Origin of the sequence: Roseovarius sp. CH_XMU1461 (assembly GCF_037027165.1) — a bacterium.
Taxonomy (GTDB): Bacteria; Pseudomonadota; Alphaproteobacteria; order Rhodobacterales; family Rhodobacteraceae; genus Roseovarius; species Roseovarius nubinhibens.
Window position 1 is genome coordinate 135,655 of the sequence record NZ_JAYMDV010000005.1, and the last position, 15,077, is coordinate 150,731.

Genomic DNA, 15,077 nt, shown 5'->3' on the forward strand with positions numbered 1-15,077 from the left:
AAAAATATTCAGTTAATTTGAATTTTAGCCTCAGGCCATAGTTGGGCCACCGCCGGGGCGCGGTGACATGCTGCGCGGGCGCACGGGTTTGAGCGTCGCGCGGTCGAGATCGGCGGCGCGCAGGGCGGCGACCAGCGCCCGTGTGGCCGGGGTCTGCATCATCTGCGGCGGGGTGAGCATCCAGACCTCGCGCCGGGTCTCGCATTGTTGCAGCGGCAGAAATTCGAGATCGAGAAATTCCGGCAGGATCGACAGTTCCGGCAGGATCGAGATGCCCGCCCCGGCGCGCACCATGCTCAGGATCGAAGCGGTGTTGCGCACAAAGAGGGTCGAGCCGTCGAGGATCGGCTGAAACCCCGGGTCGGGGATATGCTGGCAGAGCCCATTGGCGATAAAGCGGTGATCGGCGAGATCGGCCCAGTCGAGCCGCGACCAGTTCTGCGCCAGCGGGTGATCGACGGGGCAGACCACTCCAAAGGCATCGGTCAGCACCAATTCGCGGTCAAACCCCTGCATCGGGCCGATGGAGGCGAGCGCAATGTCGGCGCGCCCGGCGGCAAGGTCGCGCTGAATCGTGGCGCTATCGGTATCGCTGATCTCGACCCGGACGCCGGGAAACTCCTGCATGAAGGATTTGAGCAGCGGCGGCAGGATCACCTGCGCCACCGAAGGCGTGGCCGAGAGACGCACATTGCCATGTTCGGCGCGAGACAGGCTCTCGATGCTGCGCACGGTGCGTTCAAAATGATCAAGCTCGCGCTCGGCCTCGGCGCGGATCAGCTCGCCCAGAGGGGTGAGCCGCGATTTGCGGGCGGATTCGAACAGCGGCGCGCCGATGTGATCCTCGAACTGACGCAGCATCATCGAGACCGCCGAGGGCGTGCGCCCCAGCATATCGGCCGCGTCCGCAAGGCTGCCGTGATCGGCAACCGCCCGGAAACAGCGCAGCATCTCGATCTTGATCGCCATCGCGTTCTCCTTGGATGGGGCGGCATGTGCCAGGGCAGGCTAGGGGCAGGCCTCTGGGCAGGTTTCAGGGCAGGCTAAGGGCATTTCCTTTACTTTGCCATAAGCCGTGTTGGAAAAGAACTGCGCCGGGGGTCAGAGCCGGGGCGGCGCGGGATTTCGCATCTTGCCCGTGGCCGGGGAATTTGAAATAACCGGACTGGATCAAGGAGTATGCCATGTCTGCACGTATTTTCCGCCCGGCCCGCACTGCGATGTCGTCGGGCACGGCCAAGACCAAACATTGGGTTCTGGAATATGTGGCGGATCAGGCGCGGGCGGTGGACCCGCTCATGGGCTGGACCTCTTCGGCGGACACGCAGGCCCAGGTGCGGATCAATTTCCCCACCAAGGAGGCCGCGCTCGACTATGCCCAGGAGCATGGGATCGACGCCGTGGTGCAAGAGCCCAAGACGCGCAAGCCCAACATCCGCCCCGGCGGCTATGGGGAAAATTTCGCCACCAACCGGCGTGGTGTCTGGACCCATTAAGCCCCGGTAACCGGCCCACCGCAGTCTTGAAAAGACTGCGAATGGAAATCTTTTCAAGATTTCCCTCTCAGAGCCGCAGGCATTGGCGGGACCGATGCCACACCCTGCGGTCCCCTGTCTCGAAAGGCCTGCGCCATGCAGATCACCCATCTCGTCACCCATTCCGGCGGGTTTCATGCCGATGAGCTCTTGTCCTCGGTGGTGCTCAGCCGGCTCTATCCCGAGGCCACGATCGTTCGGTCGCGCGAGGCCGAGTGGATCACGCCGGGGGCGGGGCGGATCATCTATGACGTGGGTCGGGGCTATGACGCCGCGGCGCGGCTCTTCGATCATCATCAGCGGCCCAACCCGCTGCGCGAGGATGGCCAACCCTATAGCTCTTTCGGGCTGATCTGGCATCATTACGGGCGCGATTATCTGCGGGCGCTGGCGGTGCCGGAGGCGGATATCGAAGAGGTCCATGCCGCCTTTGATCGCGGCTTTGTGCTGCCGGTCGATCTTTTGGACAATGGCGCGATTGATCCCTCGGAGGCCGGGGCGCTGGCGGGGATGACCCTGCCTGAGCTCTTGGAGACGCTGAAGCCGGTGTTTGACGACCGGGGCGAGGCGGCGGATGACCGGGCCTTTGCCGAAGCGCTGCCGGTGGCGCGGGCCTTTGTCGAGGCGGGCGTGCGGGCGCGCGCGGCCAAGCGCCGGGCCGAGGCGATGGTCAGCGAGGCGATTGTCGCGGCGGGGGCGTCGCGGGTGCTCGAGCTGCCGATGGGGATGCCGTTTCGCTCGGCGGTCGAGAAGGCGGGGGCGGATCATCTCATGTTCGTGGTGCATCCGCGCGGCGAGGATTGGGCGCTCACCACCATTCGCAAATCGGGCGGCAGTTTCGAGAACCGGGCCGATCTGCCCGAGGCCTGGGCCGGGCTCACCGATGCGGCGCTGGAAGAGGCGAGCGGGGTCGCGGGCGCGAAATTCTGTCACAACGGGCGATTCATTGCCGTGGCGGCGACGCGCGAGGCGGTGATGGCGCTGGCCGATCTGGCGGTGGCCGAGGCGGGCTAGCCCTCCGCGCGGCGGATGAGCGTCGCGCTGTAACCTGTTACATAGCGGGATTTTTTGCCTATTGGGCCTGCGCCGCGGGATAGCGGTGCGGACGCGGTGGGGTTTGCTGTTTGGCAAGTGATCGGATATTGCGATCATAATTGATCGAAAAATACAGTTTTATCTTATACCAGAAATTCGGCATGCTTCGGGACCTATCAGGAGGCCCGAATGGAATCGCCGATCACTCTGCCCAAGCTGCGCCATGCCGATCTCGCGCCACTGTCTCTGACAGAGGTGCGCCGCGCGATGCGCGAGAACCGCTATGCGGGGCCGACGGCGGGGCTGTGTGACGGGCGGCTGCAGTGCAATATGGTGATCCTCCCCGCCTCTTATGGCGCGGAGTTTCAGACGTTTTGCGAAGAAAACCCGGTGTTCTGCCCGCTCCTGGGCGTGTCGGAGCCGGGGCAGCCGCATCTGCCTACCTTGGGCGCCGAGATCGACCTGCGCCATGATCTGCCGCTGTTCTTCGTCTATCGCCCCGGTCAGACGGTCGAGCGGCGCCAAGATATTTCGGCGCTCTGGCGCGACGATTTTCAGGCCTTTGCCATCGGCTGTTCCTTCACCTTTGAACATGCGCTGATGCGCGAGGGGATCGGCATGCGCCATATCGAGGAAGATGTGACCGTGCCGATGTATCGCACCGATATCGCGACCGTGCCGTCGGGGGTGTTTTCCGGCCCGGCCGTGGTCAGCATGCGGCCGGTGCGCGAGGATCAGGTCGACCGGGTGGCCGAGATCTGCCGTCAGTTCCCCCATGCCCATGGCGCGCCCATTCATGCGGGCGATCCGGCCACCATCGGCATCCAGGACGTGATGCGGCCCGATTGGGGCGATGCGGTCAGTCTCAAGCCCGGCGAAGTGCCGGTGTTCTGGGGCTGTGGCGTCACCTCGCAAATGGCGGTGACCCAGGCCGCGCCGGAGATCGCCATCACCCATGCGCCCGGTGCGATGCTGATCACCGATGCCGATGAGATAGCGCCGCCGGGCTGGGGCCGGGCGGCACAGTGACCATGCGTGCGAGTGCGAAGACGGTTCAACACGACGCTTTACCACGGGTTCAACAAGGAGAAACGAGATGAAAAAGACACTGGGCCTGATGGCCGCAACCCTCGCCGTCACCGGCGGCACCGCCATGGCCGAAGAATTTTCGGTGGTCGGCAGCTGGAGCGGCCTGCCGCTGCACAAGCAATATGAACAGCCCTTCTGGACCGAGAAACTGCCCGCGATGAGCGATGGCCGGATGAGCGCCAACCTGACCACCCATGACCAGATGGGCATCAAGGGCGGCGACGTCTACCGGATGCTCGGCGAAGGCGTGTTCGACGTTGGCATGACCGTGGCCGATTACGCGGTGGCCGACACCCCGGCGCTCGAAGGGCTCGATGTGCCGCTGATCGCCGCCGATGCCAAAGCGGCGCAGGCGATGGTCGAGGCGGCGCGCCCGATGATCGACGACATCTATGCCGATGTGTTCAACGCCAAGGTTCTGGGCGTCGCGCCCTATCCGCCGCAGGTGGTGTTCTGCAACGCCGAGATCGGCTCGCTCGAGGACCTGAAGGGCAAGAAAATCCGCGCCTCGGGCCGGATGACCGGCAAGCTTCTCGAGGCGCTGGGCGCCGAAGCGGTGAGCGTGGGCTTTGGCGAAGTGCCGGGCGCGCTGCAAAAAGGCGTGGTCGATTGTGCCGTGACCGGCGCGGGTTCGGGCTATAGCGCCGGCTGGTGGGAAGTGTCGACCCATCTGATGCCCATCCCGCTTGGCGGCTGGGACCCGGTGGTCACCGCGATGAACATGGACCGCTGGAATTCGCTCAGCGATGAGGACAAGGCGCTGGTGCAAAAGGCCGTGAGTGAAGAGCTCGAAGCCCCCGCATGGGCCAGCGCGCAAGATGCGCTTGCCACCGATGTGGCCTGCCTCACCGGGCAGGGCGACTGCCCGACCGAGGCGCGCGACATGATCCTCGTCGAGGCCTCCGCGGCCGATGCCGAGACCGCGCGCAACATCCTCGTGACTGAAGTGCTGCCCGACTGGGCCGAGCGCGCCGGTGGCGATTGGGGTCAACGCTGGAACGACACCGTGGGCAAGACCGCCGGCGTCGAAATCCCGCTCAACTAAGCGGCGGGTCTGGCGATGACACAGCTTCTCATCCTGCTCGGGCGGGTGAATGAACGGCTGGCGCTGGCGGCGGGTCTGCTGCTGTTGCTGAGCGTTTCGGTCACCCTGTTTGATGTCGTCGCCAGGCCTCTTGGCCTGTCGCTTGGCGGGACCGACGAATTGTCGGGCTATGCCATGGCCATCGCGACCAGTTGGGGCATGAGCTATGCCCTGACCAACCTCACGCATGTGCGGATCGACCTGGTTCGCGCCCGGGGCTCGGCCCCGGTGCGGGCCTGGTTCGACGCGGTGTCGATCCTGTCGCTGGCGGCGGTGGCGGTGACCATCGGCTATCGCGGTTGGCCAGTGCTGGCCAAGTCGATCAAGAACGGCTCGACCGCCAACACCACGCTGGAGACGCCGCTGTGGATTCCACAGTCGCTCTGGATGGCGGGCTGGCTCTGGTTCGCGCTCTCGGGCGTGGTGCTGGCCGTGGTGGTCTGTGTGTTTCTGGCAGGCGGCAAACATGCGGAAATTGATGAATTCGCCGGAACGCGAGGTGAGATATGATCCTGTTTACATCCGGGGGGCTGTTTGCCCTGCTGGCCATGTCGATCCCGGTCGGCATCGTTCTCTTTCTGCTCGCCTTTGGCATTGATGCGTTTTTCAGCCCCTTTCCCCTGATGCGGGGGCTCGGGCAGGTGGTCTGGTCGTCGTCCAACAGCGCGACGCTCATCGCCATTCCCTTCTTTGTGCTTCTGGGCGAGATCCTTGTCCGCAGCGGCGTGGCGCGGCGCACCTATGCGGCGCTCGAGGCCTGGGTGTCCTGGCTTCCCGGTGGGCTGATCCATGCCAATATCGCCACCGCGACGCTGTTTTCGGCGACCTCGGGATCGTCGGTGGCGACCGCCGCGACGGTGGCCTCGGTGGCGACGCCGCAGGCCGACAAGCTCGGCTATGATCCCAAGCTTTTCTCGGGCGCGATTGCGGCGGGCGGCACGCTTGGCATCATGATCCCGCCTTCGATCAACCTCATCGTCTATGGGTTTCTGACCGAGACCTCGATCCCCAAGCTGTTTCTGGCGGGGCTGGTGCCGGGGCTGATGCTGGCGCTTTTGTTCATGGTGGTGACGGTGATTTTCTGCGTCATCAAACCGTCGCTCGGCGGGCCGGGCATCTCGGCCACCTGGGGCAAGCGGATGGCGGTGCTCGTCGATCTCGTGCCGCTCCTGGGTCTGTTTGGCACCATCGTCGGCGTGATCTATGCCGGCTGGGCCACGCCCACCGAAGCCGCCGCCATCGGCGTCGCCATGGCCTTTGCCATTGCCGCGACCCAGACGCGGATCACCTGGGAGATGGTGCGCGAGAGCCTCTTGGGCACAGTGCGCACCACCGCGATGATCATGCTGGTGGTGATCGGCGCCTATGTGCTCAACTTTGTGCTGACCGCCGCCGGGGTGAGCCGGGCCTTGCAGGATTTCCTCGGCAATCTCGGGATGGGCGCGCTCGCCACGCTCTTGGTGATCGTGGTGATCTATATCGTGCTCGGCTTCTTCATCGAGACGCTGTCGCTCATGGTGGCGACGATCCCGATCGTGGTGCCGATCGTCGAGCAGCTTGGCTATGACAAGCTCTGGTTCGGCATTCTGATGATCATCCTCGTCGAAATGGCGCTGATCACGCCGCCGGTGGGGCTCAACCTCTATGTGGTGCAAGGCTCGCGCGAGAAGGGACCGCTCACCGATGTGATGCTGGGCGTCATCCCCTATGCGCTGGCGATGCTGGTGATGGTGGGGCTGCTGATCCTCTTTCCGGCGATTGCGCTGTTTCTTCCCAACACTCTTTGAGACCAGATTAGGACCGAACGAATGAAAGTTACCCATGCAGGCCAGCCCGTCACGCTGACGGTCGATCACCTTTATGTCGCGGGCTGGACCGGGCGCGATGCGGCGGCGGTGCAGCATCACATTGACGAGCTGGCCGCGCTCGGCGTGGCGCCGCCGTCGCAGGTGCCGCTCTATTACCGGGTGTCGAACGGGCTCTTGACGCAGTCGGATCTGATCGAAGTGCAGGGCGCGGGCAGTTCCGGCGAGGTCGAGCCGCTGCTCATCCAGCAAGACGGCACGCTCTGGCTCGGGCTGGCGTCGGACCATACCGACCGCGATCTCGAGGTTTATTCCGTGGCCGCCTCGAAACAGGCCTGTGCCAAGCCGATGGCGCGCGAGGTCTGGGCGTTTGACGCGGTGAAGGACCGGCTCGATGAGTTGCAGCTGCTCTGCGAGATCGAAGAGGGTGGCGAATGGGTCACCTATCAGGAGGGCACGCTGGCCGCGATCCGGCCATTGGCGGAGCTCTTGAGCGGCTCGGGGCTTGGCGGCAATGCGGCGATGCTCTGTGGCACGCTCGGGGCGCGCGGCGGGGTGCGTCCGGCGGCGCGCTATCGCATGTCGCTCAGCGATCCGAAGACCGGCGAGGCGATCCGCCTTGACTATGCGGTGCGGGTGCTGCCAATCGTCGCCTGACCCCAAAAGAGGAGCACCGCGCCATGACGCTCGACCAGTTGATCACCTTTCTATGGGTGTCGCGGCTTGGCGGGGTGCGCCGGGCGGCGCAGGAGATGAACATTTCGCAACCGGCGGTGTCGGGGCGGATTGCGGCGCTCGAACAATCGCTGGGGCTGCAGCTCTTTGAACGGGCGCAGCGCGGCGTGACCCTGACCAAGAAGGGCGTGTTGCTGCGCGATTACGTGGAAAAGATCGTCGACCTCGTCGAAGGGATCAAGGCCGATGTGGTGCCGCCCGAGGCCGAGGACAGCCTGCTGCGCATCGGGGTGGCAGAGACCATCGTGCAGCTCTGGCTGCCCAAGTTCCTGTCGGCGCTCTATGAGGCCTATCCGCGCATCCGGGTCGAGATCGTCGTCGATGTCTCGGTCAACCTGCGCCAGCAACTGATGGAGCGGTCTCTCGATCTGGCGTTGATGATGGGGCCGATTTCCGATCACACGGTGGACAATGTCGATCTGCCGCCCGTGGCGCTCACCTGGTTCCGGCCCGCCAACCGGCCCGAGCCGGACCTGCGCAGCACGCCGGTGGTGAGCTATAACCGCAATTCGCGCCCCTATCGCGACCTGCGCCGTCAGCTCATCGACCGCTATGGCCATTCCACCCAGATGTTCCCCACCAGTTCGATCCATGCCGGGCTTGAGATGGTGGCCTCGGGCATCGGGGTCGGGCTCTTCCCGCATCAATTTGCCGAACAGCTTGTGCGGCAGGGGCGGATCGTTCCCTTTGATCCCGGCTGGAAGCTTGACGATCTGCATTTTACCGCCTCGTTTCTGGGGGACCCCCGGAGCGAGCTTTGCGCCCGTGCCGCCGATATCGCGGTGGCCAGCGCCTCCAATTATCTCAGCGAGAAGACACTATGAGCCAAGAAAACCCCTGGTCGCCCGCCACGGCGCTGTCCCGTCTTGATGCCGCGCTGGCGCGGGTGGAGACGGGCGGGCCGGACACCCGCCATGTCTTTACCCAGACCTTTGCCGAAGATGCCCGCGACGCGGCGCACGCGGCGGCGCAGGCCTCCGGGCCGCAGGCCGGTACGCTGGCCGGTCCGCTGGCCGGCGCGCTGGTGTCGATCAAGGATCTCTTTGATGTGGCGGGCCATGTGACCCGCGCCGGCACCCGGTTCATGGCCGAAAACGCGCCTGCCGAAGAGGATGCCGAGGCGGTGGCGCGGCTGCGCCGGGCGGGGGCGGTGATCATGGGCCATACCAATATGACCGAGCTCGCCTATTCCGGGCTCGGCCTCAACCCGCATTACGGCACGCCGGAAAACGCGCGCTATCCCGGGGCAATTCCAGGCGGGTCGAGCTCGGGCGGCGCGGTGAGCGTGGCGCAGGGGCTGTGCGACATTGCCATTGGCACCGATACCGGCGGCTCGCTGCGCATTCCGGCGGCGTTCAACGGCATCGTCGGGTTCAAACCGACGCAAGCGAGCGTGTCGCGGCGCGGCTGTCTCGCCCTGTCGCGCAGTCTCGACAGTGTCGGGCCGATGGCGCGGAGCGTGGCCCATGTGCGGCTGGGCTATGAGGCGCTGAAACAGCCGACGAAATGCACGCCCAATGCGCTCGTCCGTGAATTTGTCATCCCCGAGAATTTCGGCATGGAGGATCTGGAACCTGCGGTGGCGACAGGATTTGCTGCCGCCGTGGCACGGATCGAGGCGGCGGGGCATAAGGTCAGCCGCGCCAGCCTCACATCGCTTGAGGCGATGAAATCGCTGGCGGTCTGGCAGTTTTCGGCGGTGGAATGCCGGGGCGAATATGACGACGCCTATCAGAGCCAGCGCGATCTGTTCGATCCGCGCGTGGCGAGCCGAATGGCGCGCGCCGAAGAGACGAGCGCGGTGGGCTATCGGCAGACGCTCAACCAGCGGGCGGCGCTGATCGAGGCCTTTGAGGCCGAGCTCGCCGGTCGGGTTCTTTTGATGCCGACGGTGCCGATCCTGCCGCCGAGCTTCGCCGCGATGGAAGATGACGAAACCTATGGCCGCGTCAATCTGCAGGCGCTGCGCAACCCGACCATCGCCAATGTGATGGACGGCTGTGCGATCTCGCTGCCCTATGCCCATGCGGGCGATTGGATCGGCGTGATGATGATCGCAGGCCATGGCCGCGATACCGCGCTGCTCGATCTGGCCGAAGCTTGCGAGGCGGTGCTGGCGGGCTGAGGCCCGAGCTGAGACCGGTCTTGAGACCCGGCTGTGACCGCGAGACCCGTGCCGCCCAAAATTTGTGCGGCCGGGTCTTTACTTTGAAATATGTCTGGCCTTAACTGCGCCTCGTATCCGGGCCGCCTGGCAGATCACCTGCGCCGCCCCAAGGAGATCCTTGGGAACGCGCAGCTCTCATCTGCAGACTATCAGCGCCAGCCAGATCATTTCCCCCCGTCCGATGGCCCGCCATTGGCGGGTCTTTCATTTTGTAACACCCCGCGCCCGAGATTGAGGGCCGGGCACAGACGCGCGGGCGCGCGCCCCATTTGGGCCGGACGGAGCAGGACATGAGCCAGATCGAGACGCTGAGCGACCGCGACCACGCGGCACAGGTGCTGCGGCTGGGGCTGCCTCTGGTGGGCAGCCATCTGGCGCAGATCGCCATTCACCTCACCGATTCCGTGATGCTTGGCCGCTATAGCGTCGAGGCGCTGGCGGGGCAGGCGCTCGGCAGCACGATGTTCTTTGTGATCTTTATCGTGGGCTCGGGCTTTGCGCTGGCGGTGATGCCGATGGTGGCCCGCGCCCATGCCAGCCACGAGCCCCTGCAAGTGCGCCGGGTGACGCGGATGGGCCTTTGGATTTCAATGGCTTATGCGGCGGTGTTGATTCCCGTGCTCTACATGTCAGAGAGCATCCTGCGCGCCATCGGGCAGACCGATGCGGTCGCCAGCGTCGCCGGGGCCTATCTGCGCCTCGCGGGCTGGGGGCTGATCCCGGCGCTTTTGGTGATGGTGATCAAGAGCTATCTCTCGGCGCTGGAACGGACGCAGATCGTGCTCTGGGTGACGCTGGCGGCGGTGGCGCTCAATATCGCGATCAACTGGCTGCTGATCTTTGGCAATCTCGGCTTTCCCGAGCTGGGGGTGCGCGGCGCGGCGGTGGCCTCGGTGATGGTGGCGGCGGCCTCGGCGCTGGCGCTCATGCTCTATGCGGCGGGGATGCAGGCGGGGCATGATCTCTTTGGCCGGTTCTGGCGGCCCGATTGGGGGGCGCTGCGCGATGTGGCGCGGATCGGCGCGCCGATCGGCCTCACCAATCTGATGGAATCGGGGCTCTTTGCCGCCGCCACGGTGATGATGGGCTGGCTCGGGACCGTGCAGCTCGCGGCGCATGGCATCGTGCTGCAGATATCGGCGGTGACCTTCATGGTGCATGTGGGCCTCAGCAATGCGGCGACGATCCGGGCGGGGCAGGCGCTTGGCCGGCGGGACGGGCCGGGGCTGCGGCGCGGCGGGCTTGTGGCGCTCGTGCTCTCCGGGGTGGCGGCGCTGGGCGCGGTGGCGCTGTTTCTGAGCCTGCCGCAACAGCTCGTCGGGCTCTTTCTCGGCTCGGATGTGCCGGACCGCGGCGCGGTGCTGGCGGCGGGGGTGGTGCTCATGTTCGGGGCGGCGCTGTTTCAGGTGGTGGACGGCGCGCAGATCATGGCGCTCGGCCTCTTGCGCGGGGTGCAGGACACGGTGGTGCCGCTGGTGCTGGCGGTCATCTGCTACTGGGGTGTGGGGATCAGCGCGAGCTATGTGCTGGGCTTTGTCTTTGACTTTGGCGGCTTGGGTGTCTGGCTCGGGCTGGCGCTGGGCCTCTTGCTGGCGGCCTGTTTCCTGCTCTTGCGCTTTTTCCTCTATTCCGGGCGCGGCGTCAGCGCCTGAGGGGCGGGGCCAGGGCCAGGGCCGGGGTCGGCGAGAGGGTTAATCCTCGTCGTCATCCTCTGCGGTGCCGGTTTCCGCCAAGAGCCGATCGGCCTTCTTGCGCACCAGAACCGCGCGCAGATCATGCATCGCCAGCAAAAGCGCGTCAGTCACCGCCTCGAGCTGTTCGTCATTGGCCTTGGACTGCGCCCAATGGGTCGTCAGGTTGAGGTAATCCACCGCGCGGTGAATGTCGTCGATCTCGCGCCAGGCGAGCACCTCTGTGCGCTCTTCGATCCAGTCGGAGATCGCCGCCATATCCGCATCCGACAGCTCGCGGTCGCCATGCGGCTTGACCTGGCCGTTGCGGATATTGACCACGGCGATCTGATCCATGTCGATGCGGCGCTGCCGGTTTGCGGTGTCGATGCGATAGACAAAGGCACCGTTTTCGCGCACGCGAAAGTAATACTCGGGGAGATCACCGCTCATGTGATGTTGCCTCTTGACGGGTCATCGTTTGTCCAGCCGCGCCGGGGCCGGTGCGGTAACTGTAGCAGTTTGCATCTGAAAAACAAATTAACCCCGCGTCAAAAACGCGTGACCCTGTCTCCCCGATCGGGGCTCAGCTGAGCCCCTTGCAGAAGGCTTCGATCCGGTCGCAGGCCTCGGCGAGCGCCGCGTCAGAGGTCGCATAGCTCACCCGGAAATTCGGCGAGAGACCGAAGGCCGCGCCAAAGACCACCGCGACGCCCTTGTCCTCCAACAGCGCCTTGGCGAAGGTTTCGTCATCGGCGATCTTGGTGCCGCCCTGCGTCACCTTGCCGATCAGCCCGGCGATGGACGGGTAGACATAGAACGCGCCCTCGGGCGTCGGGCAGGTGATGCCCTCGATGGCGTTGAGCCGCTCGACCACCATGTTGCGGCGGCGTTTGAACACCTCGTTATTGGCGGCGATGAACTCATGCGAGCCGTTGAGCGCCTCGACCGCCGCCCATTGCGAGATGGTGCAGGGGTTGGAGGTGCTCTGCGACTGGATCTTGCGCATGGCGGAGATGAGCGGCTCGGGCCCGGCGGCATAACCGATGCGCCAGCCGGTCATGCAATAAGCCTTGGACACGCCATTGCAGGTCAGCGTCCGGTCATAGAGCGCCGGTTCCACCTCGGCGGGGGTGCAGAATTCGAACCCGTCATAGGCGAGATGCTCATACATGTCGTCGGTCATCACCCAGACATGCGGGTGCCGCAAGAGCACATCGGTCAGCGCCTTGAGCTCGTCACGGCTATAGCCCGCGCCGGTCGGGTTCGACGGCGAGTTGAAGATGAACCATTTGGTCTTGGGGGTGATCGCCGCCTCGAGCTGGTCCGGGGTCAGCTTGAACCGGCTCTCGAGCGAGGCCTCGGCCACCACCGGCGTGCCACCGGCGAGCAGCACCATATCGGGATAGCTCACCCAATAGGGGGCGGGGATCACCACCTCGTCGCCGGGGTTCAGCGTCGCCATCAGCGCATTGTAGAGGATCTGTTTGCCGCCAGTGCCGACCGACACCTGTTTCGGCATATAGTCGAGCCCGTTATCGCGTTTGAACTTGTCGCAGATCGCCTGTTTCAACTCGGCAATGCCGTCGGGGGCGGTGTAGCGCGTCTTGCCCTCGTCGATGGCGCGTTTGCCGGCCGCGCGGATATGCTCGGGCGTGTCGAAATCCGGCTCGCCCGCGCCGAGGCCGATGACATCCTTGCCGGCGGCCTTGAGCTCGTTCGCGAGGGTGGTGACCGCCACGGTGGGCGAGGGTTTTACGCGGGCGAGTGTGTCCGACAGGATGCTCATGATCGACTCCGGTTTGAAAGATCGCTCCCGCTGTCATAGGTTTGCGCCTATGATTGATCAAGCCAGAACGAAAGATGAGGATTTCATGACCGAGACGGATAGCGAACAGACCTGGTATGACCCCGATGCCACCACATTCGGGGATCGCCTGGCAGGGGCGCGCGAGGCCTCGGGGATGACCCAGACGCAATTGGCGCGGCGTCTTGGCGTCAAGGAAAAGACCATCGAGAAATGGGAAAACGACCTCTCCGAGCCGCGCGCCAACCGGCTGTCGATGCTGGCGGGGCTGCTCAATGTCTCGATCCTGTGGCTGATTTCTGGCGATGGCGATGCGCCCGAAGCGCCGGGCGAAAGCGCGGCCTCCGAGGCGACGCTCGATGATCTGTTGCGCGAGCTGCGGCAGGTGCAGGCGGTGCTCACCCGCAGCGCGGCGCGGATCGAGCGGCTCGAGACCCAGATTTCGGCGGTGCTCGACGCATGAGCGAGCCGCGCGATATCCGGCTCAAGCGGCTGACCATGCGGTCGATGCGGCGCGGGATCAAGGAGATGGACATTCTCCTGACCCGCTTTGCCGAGGCGGAACTGGCGTCGATGCCGCAAGAGGGGCTCGATCTCTATGATCGGCTGCTCGAGGAAAACGATCAGGATCTCTATGCTTGGGTGACGGGGCAGACCCCCGCGCCAGAGCCCTTTGCCGGGCTGATCGCGCAGATCGCCGCCCCGTCAGAGGCGGCGAAATCCTGACAGGATTTCGGAGGGCTTTCTTTGCAAGAAAGCCTTCCGCACCCGCTGCGGTGATAAAATAGCTCGCATTTTACAAGCTATTGGGTGGGTTTAACCGATTATTCGGCAATCTCGCGCAGTCTTGCCCCCCGAGCAGGATCGCATGGAGATTGATATGAGTTTGCACACCCCCCTGAGCCCGCCCGCCTCGGACCAGGGCTTCATGTCCGCCTATCTGGACGCGTTGTCATTGGTCGAACGGCTTCACCGGCTGCTGCTGGATGTCATCAAGGATGAGTTCGAACGCGTCGGCGTGATCGAGATCAACGCCGTTCAGGCGCTGCTCTTGTTCAACATCGGCGACAATGAAGTCACCGCCGGAGAGCTTAAGACGCGCGGCTATTACCAAGGCAGCAACGTGAGCTACAACCTCAAGAAGCTCGTCGATATGGGCTATATGCACCATCAGCGCTGCGAGATTGACCGCCGTTCGGTGCGGGTGCGCCTGACGCCCAAGGGCAAGGAAATCCGCGATGTGGTGGCGGGGCTTTTCGCGCGCCATGCCGAGGGGCTGCGCGGCAAGGGCGTGCTCGGCGCCGATGGCATCGATCAGATCGCCGCCGCGCTGCGCCGGGTCGAACGCTACTGGTCGGATCAGATCCGCTATATCTACTGAAGATGCGGGTTGGCGCGGTGGTCCCGCGCCATGGCCAGCGCCAGTTGGCGCGGTTCGGGTCTGCTGAGCCCGCCCACCATCGTGTCGTTGATCTCGCGATAGAGCTTGCGGGTCATGGCCGCCTCGAACCCGGCGAAATCGCTGGTCTGGATCAAGAAGGCGGCCGGCCCAAAGAGAACATTGCGCCGGTAATAGGCCTCCAGCTCGGGATCGGGGCCGATCACCAGCCCGTTCACCGTCACCTCGCGCAGCGGGAAATTGCGATAGGCCGCCCCCGGCCCATAGCCGTGATTATGCACCCCGTCGCCCGACAGATCGAGCACCCGGCGCGCACAATCGGGGCTGCGCGCCAAGAGCGCCCCGCCATAGCCGAGCGCCTGACCGATGGCGGTGGGGAAATCATCATGACCGCGTTCCATGCCCGCCAGCGCGGCGCGCGCCCGGTCGATATCGGCATGGCTGCGCAACCAGGTCCAGTCGAGATGCAGGGTCTGCTGGAAAAACCCGCTCCATTCGAACACCGCCAGCGCCACATCGCCCGGCGCGCCCGACAGGATCGCGTGGCGCACATCCGGCGCATCGAGCGCGGCGGCGAGGCCGAGACGCTGCAGCTCATATTCATCGGCATCGACCGAGGCCGAGACATCGAGCCCGAGCGCCAGCGCCAGCCGGCAGTCAGCCTGGGCTGCCCGCGGCAAGGCCGCGAGCGCCAGCGCGAGGGCAGAGGGCAGAACCCGCCCGGCCAGCCCGCGCCACAAGGCGCGCCCTA

The 15,077-nt window shown here is 65.1% G+C and carries 17 protein-coding genes; 13 read left to right on the plus strand and 4 right to left on the minus strand.

The annotated features are described in order from the left end of the window. Positions 1–30: 30 nt before the first annotated feature. On the minus strand, positions 31–969 hold the full coding sequence (locus WA237_RS14890) for a LysR family transcriptional regulator (RefSeq protein WP_336098590.1): 939 nt from the start codon (positions 967–969) through the stop codon (positions 31–33). A gap of 215 nt (positions 970–1,184) precedes the next feature. Here WA237_RS14890 and WA237_RS14895 point away from each other — a divergent pair, with 215 nt between their 5' ends. From WA237_RS14895 to WA237_RS14940, 10 genes are all read left to right on the plus strand, one after another. Then, positions 1,185–1,496, plus strand: a complete 312-nt coding sequence (locus tag WA237_RS14895) for an ETC complex I subunit (RefSeq protein WP_040618074.1) — start codon at positions 1,185–1,187, stop codon at positions 1,494–1,496. 135 nt (positions 1,497–1,631) lie between these two features. Then, positions 1,632–2,549 carry an MYG1 family protein gene (locus tag WA237_RS14900; RefSeq protein WP_336098591.1) on the plus strand — a complete coding sequence of 306 codons (918 nt, stop codon included), beginning with the start codon at positions 1,632–1,634 and terminating at the stop codon, positions 2,547–2,549. A gap of 210 nt (positions 2,550–2,759) precedes the next feature. Then, positions 2,760–3,599 (plus strand): putative hydro-lyase, encoded by an 840-nt coding sequence (locus WA237_RS14905; protein ID WP_336098593.1) that lies wholly within the window; start codon positions 2,760–2,762, stop codon positions 3,597–3,599. A gap of 67 nt (positions 3,600–3,666) precedes the next feature. Next, positions 3,667–4,704 carry a TRAP transporter substrate-binding protein gene (locus tag WA237_RS14910; RefSeq protein ID WP_336098594.1) on the plus strand — a complete coding sequence of 346 codons (1,038 nt, stop codon included), beginning with the start codon at positions 3,667–3,669 and terminating at the stop codon, positions 4,702–4,704. Between the two features lie 15 nt (positions 4,705–4,719). After that, positions 4,720–5,253 carry a TRAP transporter small permease subunit gene (locus WA237_RS14915; protein ID WP_009814629.1) on the plus strand — a complete coding sequence of 178 codons (534 nt, stop codon included), beginning with the start codon at positions 4,720–4,722 and terminating at the stop codon, positions 5,251–5,253. After that, on the plus strand, positions 5,250–6,530 hold the full coding sequence (locus tag WA237_RS14920; protein WP_336098595.1) for a TRAP transporter large permease: 1,281 nt from the start codon (positions 5,250–5,252) through the stop codon (positions 6,528–6,530). Before WA237_RS14915 ends, WA237_RS14920 begins: the two co-directional genes overlap by 4 nt. A gap of 21 nt (positions 6,531–6,551) precedes the next feature. Next, complete coding sequence (locus WA237_RS14925; protein WP_216016389.1) at positions 6,552–7,205, plus strand: DUF2848 domain-containing protein; 654 nt, start codon at positions 6,552–6,554, stop codon at positions 7,203–7,205. Between the two features lie 23 nt (positions 7,206–7,228). Beyond that, positions 7,229–8,107 (plus strand): LysR family transcriptional regulator, encoded by an 879-nt coding sequence (locus WA237_RS14930; protein ID WP_336098597.1) that lies wholly within the window; start codon positions 7,229–7,231, stop codon positions 8,105–8,107. Then, positions 8,104–9,408 carry an amidase family protein gene (locus tag WA237_RS14935; protein ID WP_336098598.1) on the plus strand — a complete coding sequence of 435 codons (1,305 nt, stop codon included), beginning with the start codon at positions 8,104–8,106 and terminating at the stop codon, positions 9,406–9,408. The genes WA237_RS14930 and WA237_RS14935 overlap by 4 nt, the downstream gene beginning before the upstream one ends. A gap of 332 nt (positions 9,409–9,740) precedes the next feature. Beyond that, the gene (locus WA237_RS14940) at positions 9,741–11,102 is read left to right on the plus strand and encodes an MATE family efflux transporter (protein WP_336098599.1); all 1,362 of its coding nucleotides are present in this window, start codon (positions 9,741–9,743) and stop codon (positions 11,100–11,102) included. A 39-nt stretch (positions 11,103–11,141) separates the two neighbouring features. Here WA237_RS14940 and WA237_RS14945 read toward each other — a convergent pair whose 3' ends face one another. Together WA237_RS14945 and WA237_RS14950 are read right to left on the minus strand one after the other, a co-directional pair. Then, entirely contained in the window at positions 11,142–11,573 is a 432-nt protein-coding gene (locus WA237_RS14945; protein ID WP_009814635.1) for a hypothetical protein, read from the minus strand. 133 nt (positions 11,574–11,706) lie between these two features. Beyond that, positions 11,707–12,909 carry a pyridoxal phosphate-dependent aminotransferase gene (locus tag WA237_RS14950; RefSeq protein ID WP_336098602.1) on the minus strand — a complete coding sequence of 401 codons (1,203 nt, stop codon included), beginning with the start codon at positions 12,907–12,909 and terminating at the stop codon, positions 11,707–11,709. An 85-nt stretch (positions 12,910–12,994) separates the two neighbouring features. On the opposite strand from WA237_RS14950, the gene WA237_RS14955 reads away from it, so the two are divergent. The 3 genes from WA237_RS14955 to WA237_RS14965 all read left to right on the plus strand — a co-directional run bounded on the left by WA237_RS14955 (position 12,995) and on the right by WA237_RS14965 (position 14,308). Next, the gene (locus WA237_RS14955) at positions 12,995–13,390 is read left to right on the plus strand and encodes a helix-turn-helix domain-containing protein (protein ID WP_286905829.1); all 396 of its coding nucleotides are present in this window, start codon (positions 12,995–12,997) and stop codon (positions 13,388–13,390) included. Next, positions 13,387–13,653: a succinate dehydrogenase assembly factor 2 gene (locus WA237_RS14960; RefSeq protein ID WP_009814638.1), complete on the plus strand. Its 267-nt coding sequence runs from the start codon at positions 13,387–13,389 to the stop codon at positions 13,651–13,653. Before WA237_RS14955 ends, WA237_RS14960 begins: the two co-directional genes overlap by 4 nt. Before the next feature lie 142 nt (positions 13,654–13,795). Continuing rightward, positions 13,796–14,308, plus strand: coding sequence for a MarR family winged helix-turn-helix transcriptional regulator (locus tag WA237_RS14965; RefSeq protein WP_009814639.1), 513 nt, complete (start codon positions 13,796–13,798; stop codon positions 14,306–14,308). Here WA237_RS14965 and WA237_RS14970 read toward each other — a convergent pair. Next, complete coding sequence (locus WA237_RS14970) at positions 14,302–15,066, minus strand: DUF1194 domain-containing protein (RefSeq protein WP_336098603.1); 765 nt, start codon at positions 15,064–15,066, stop codon at positions 14,302–14,304. The two genes, WA237_RS14965 and WA237_RS14970, sit on opposite strands and share 7 nt — an antisense overlap. Between the last annotated feature and the right edge of the window lie 11 nt (positions 15,067–15,077).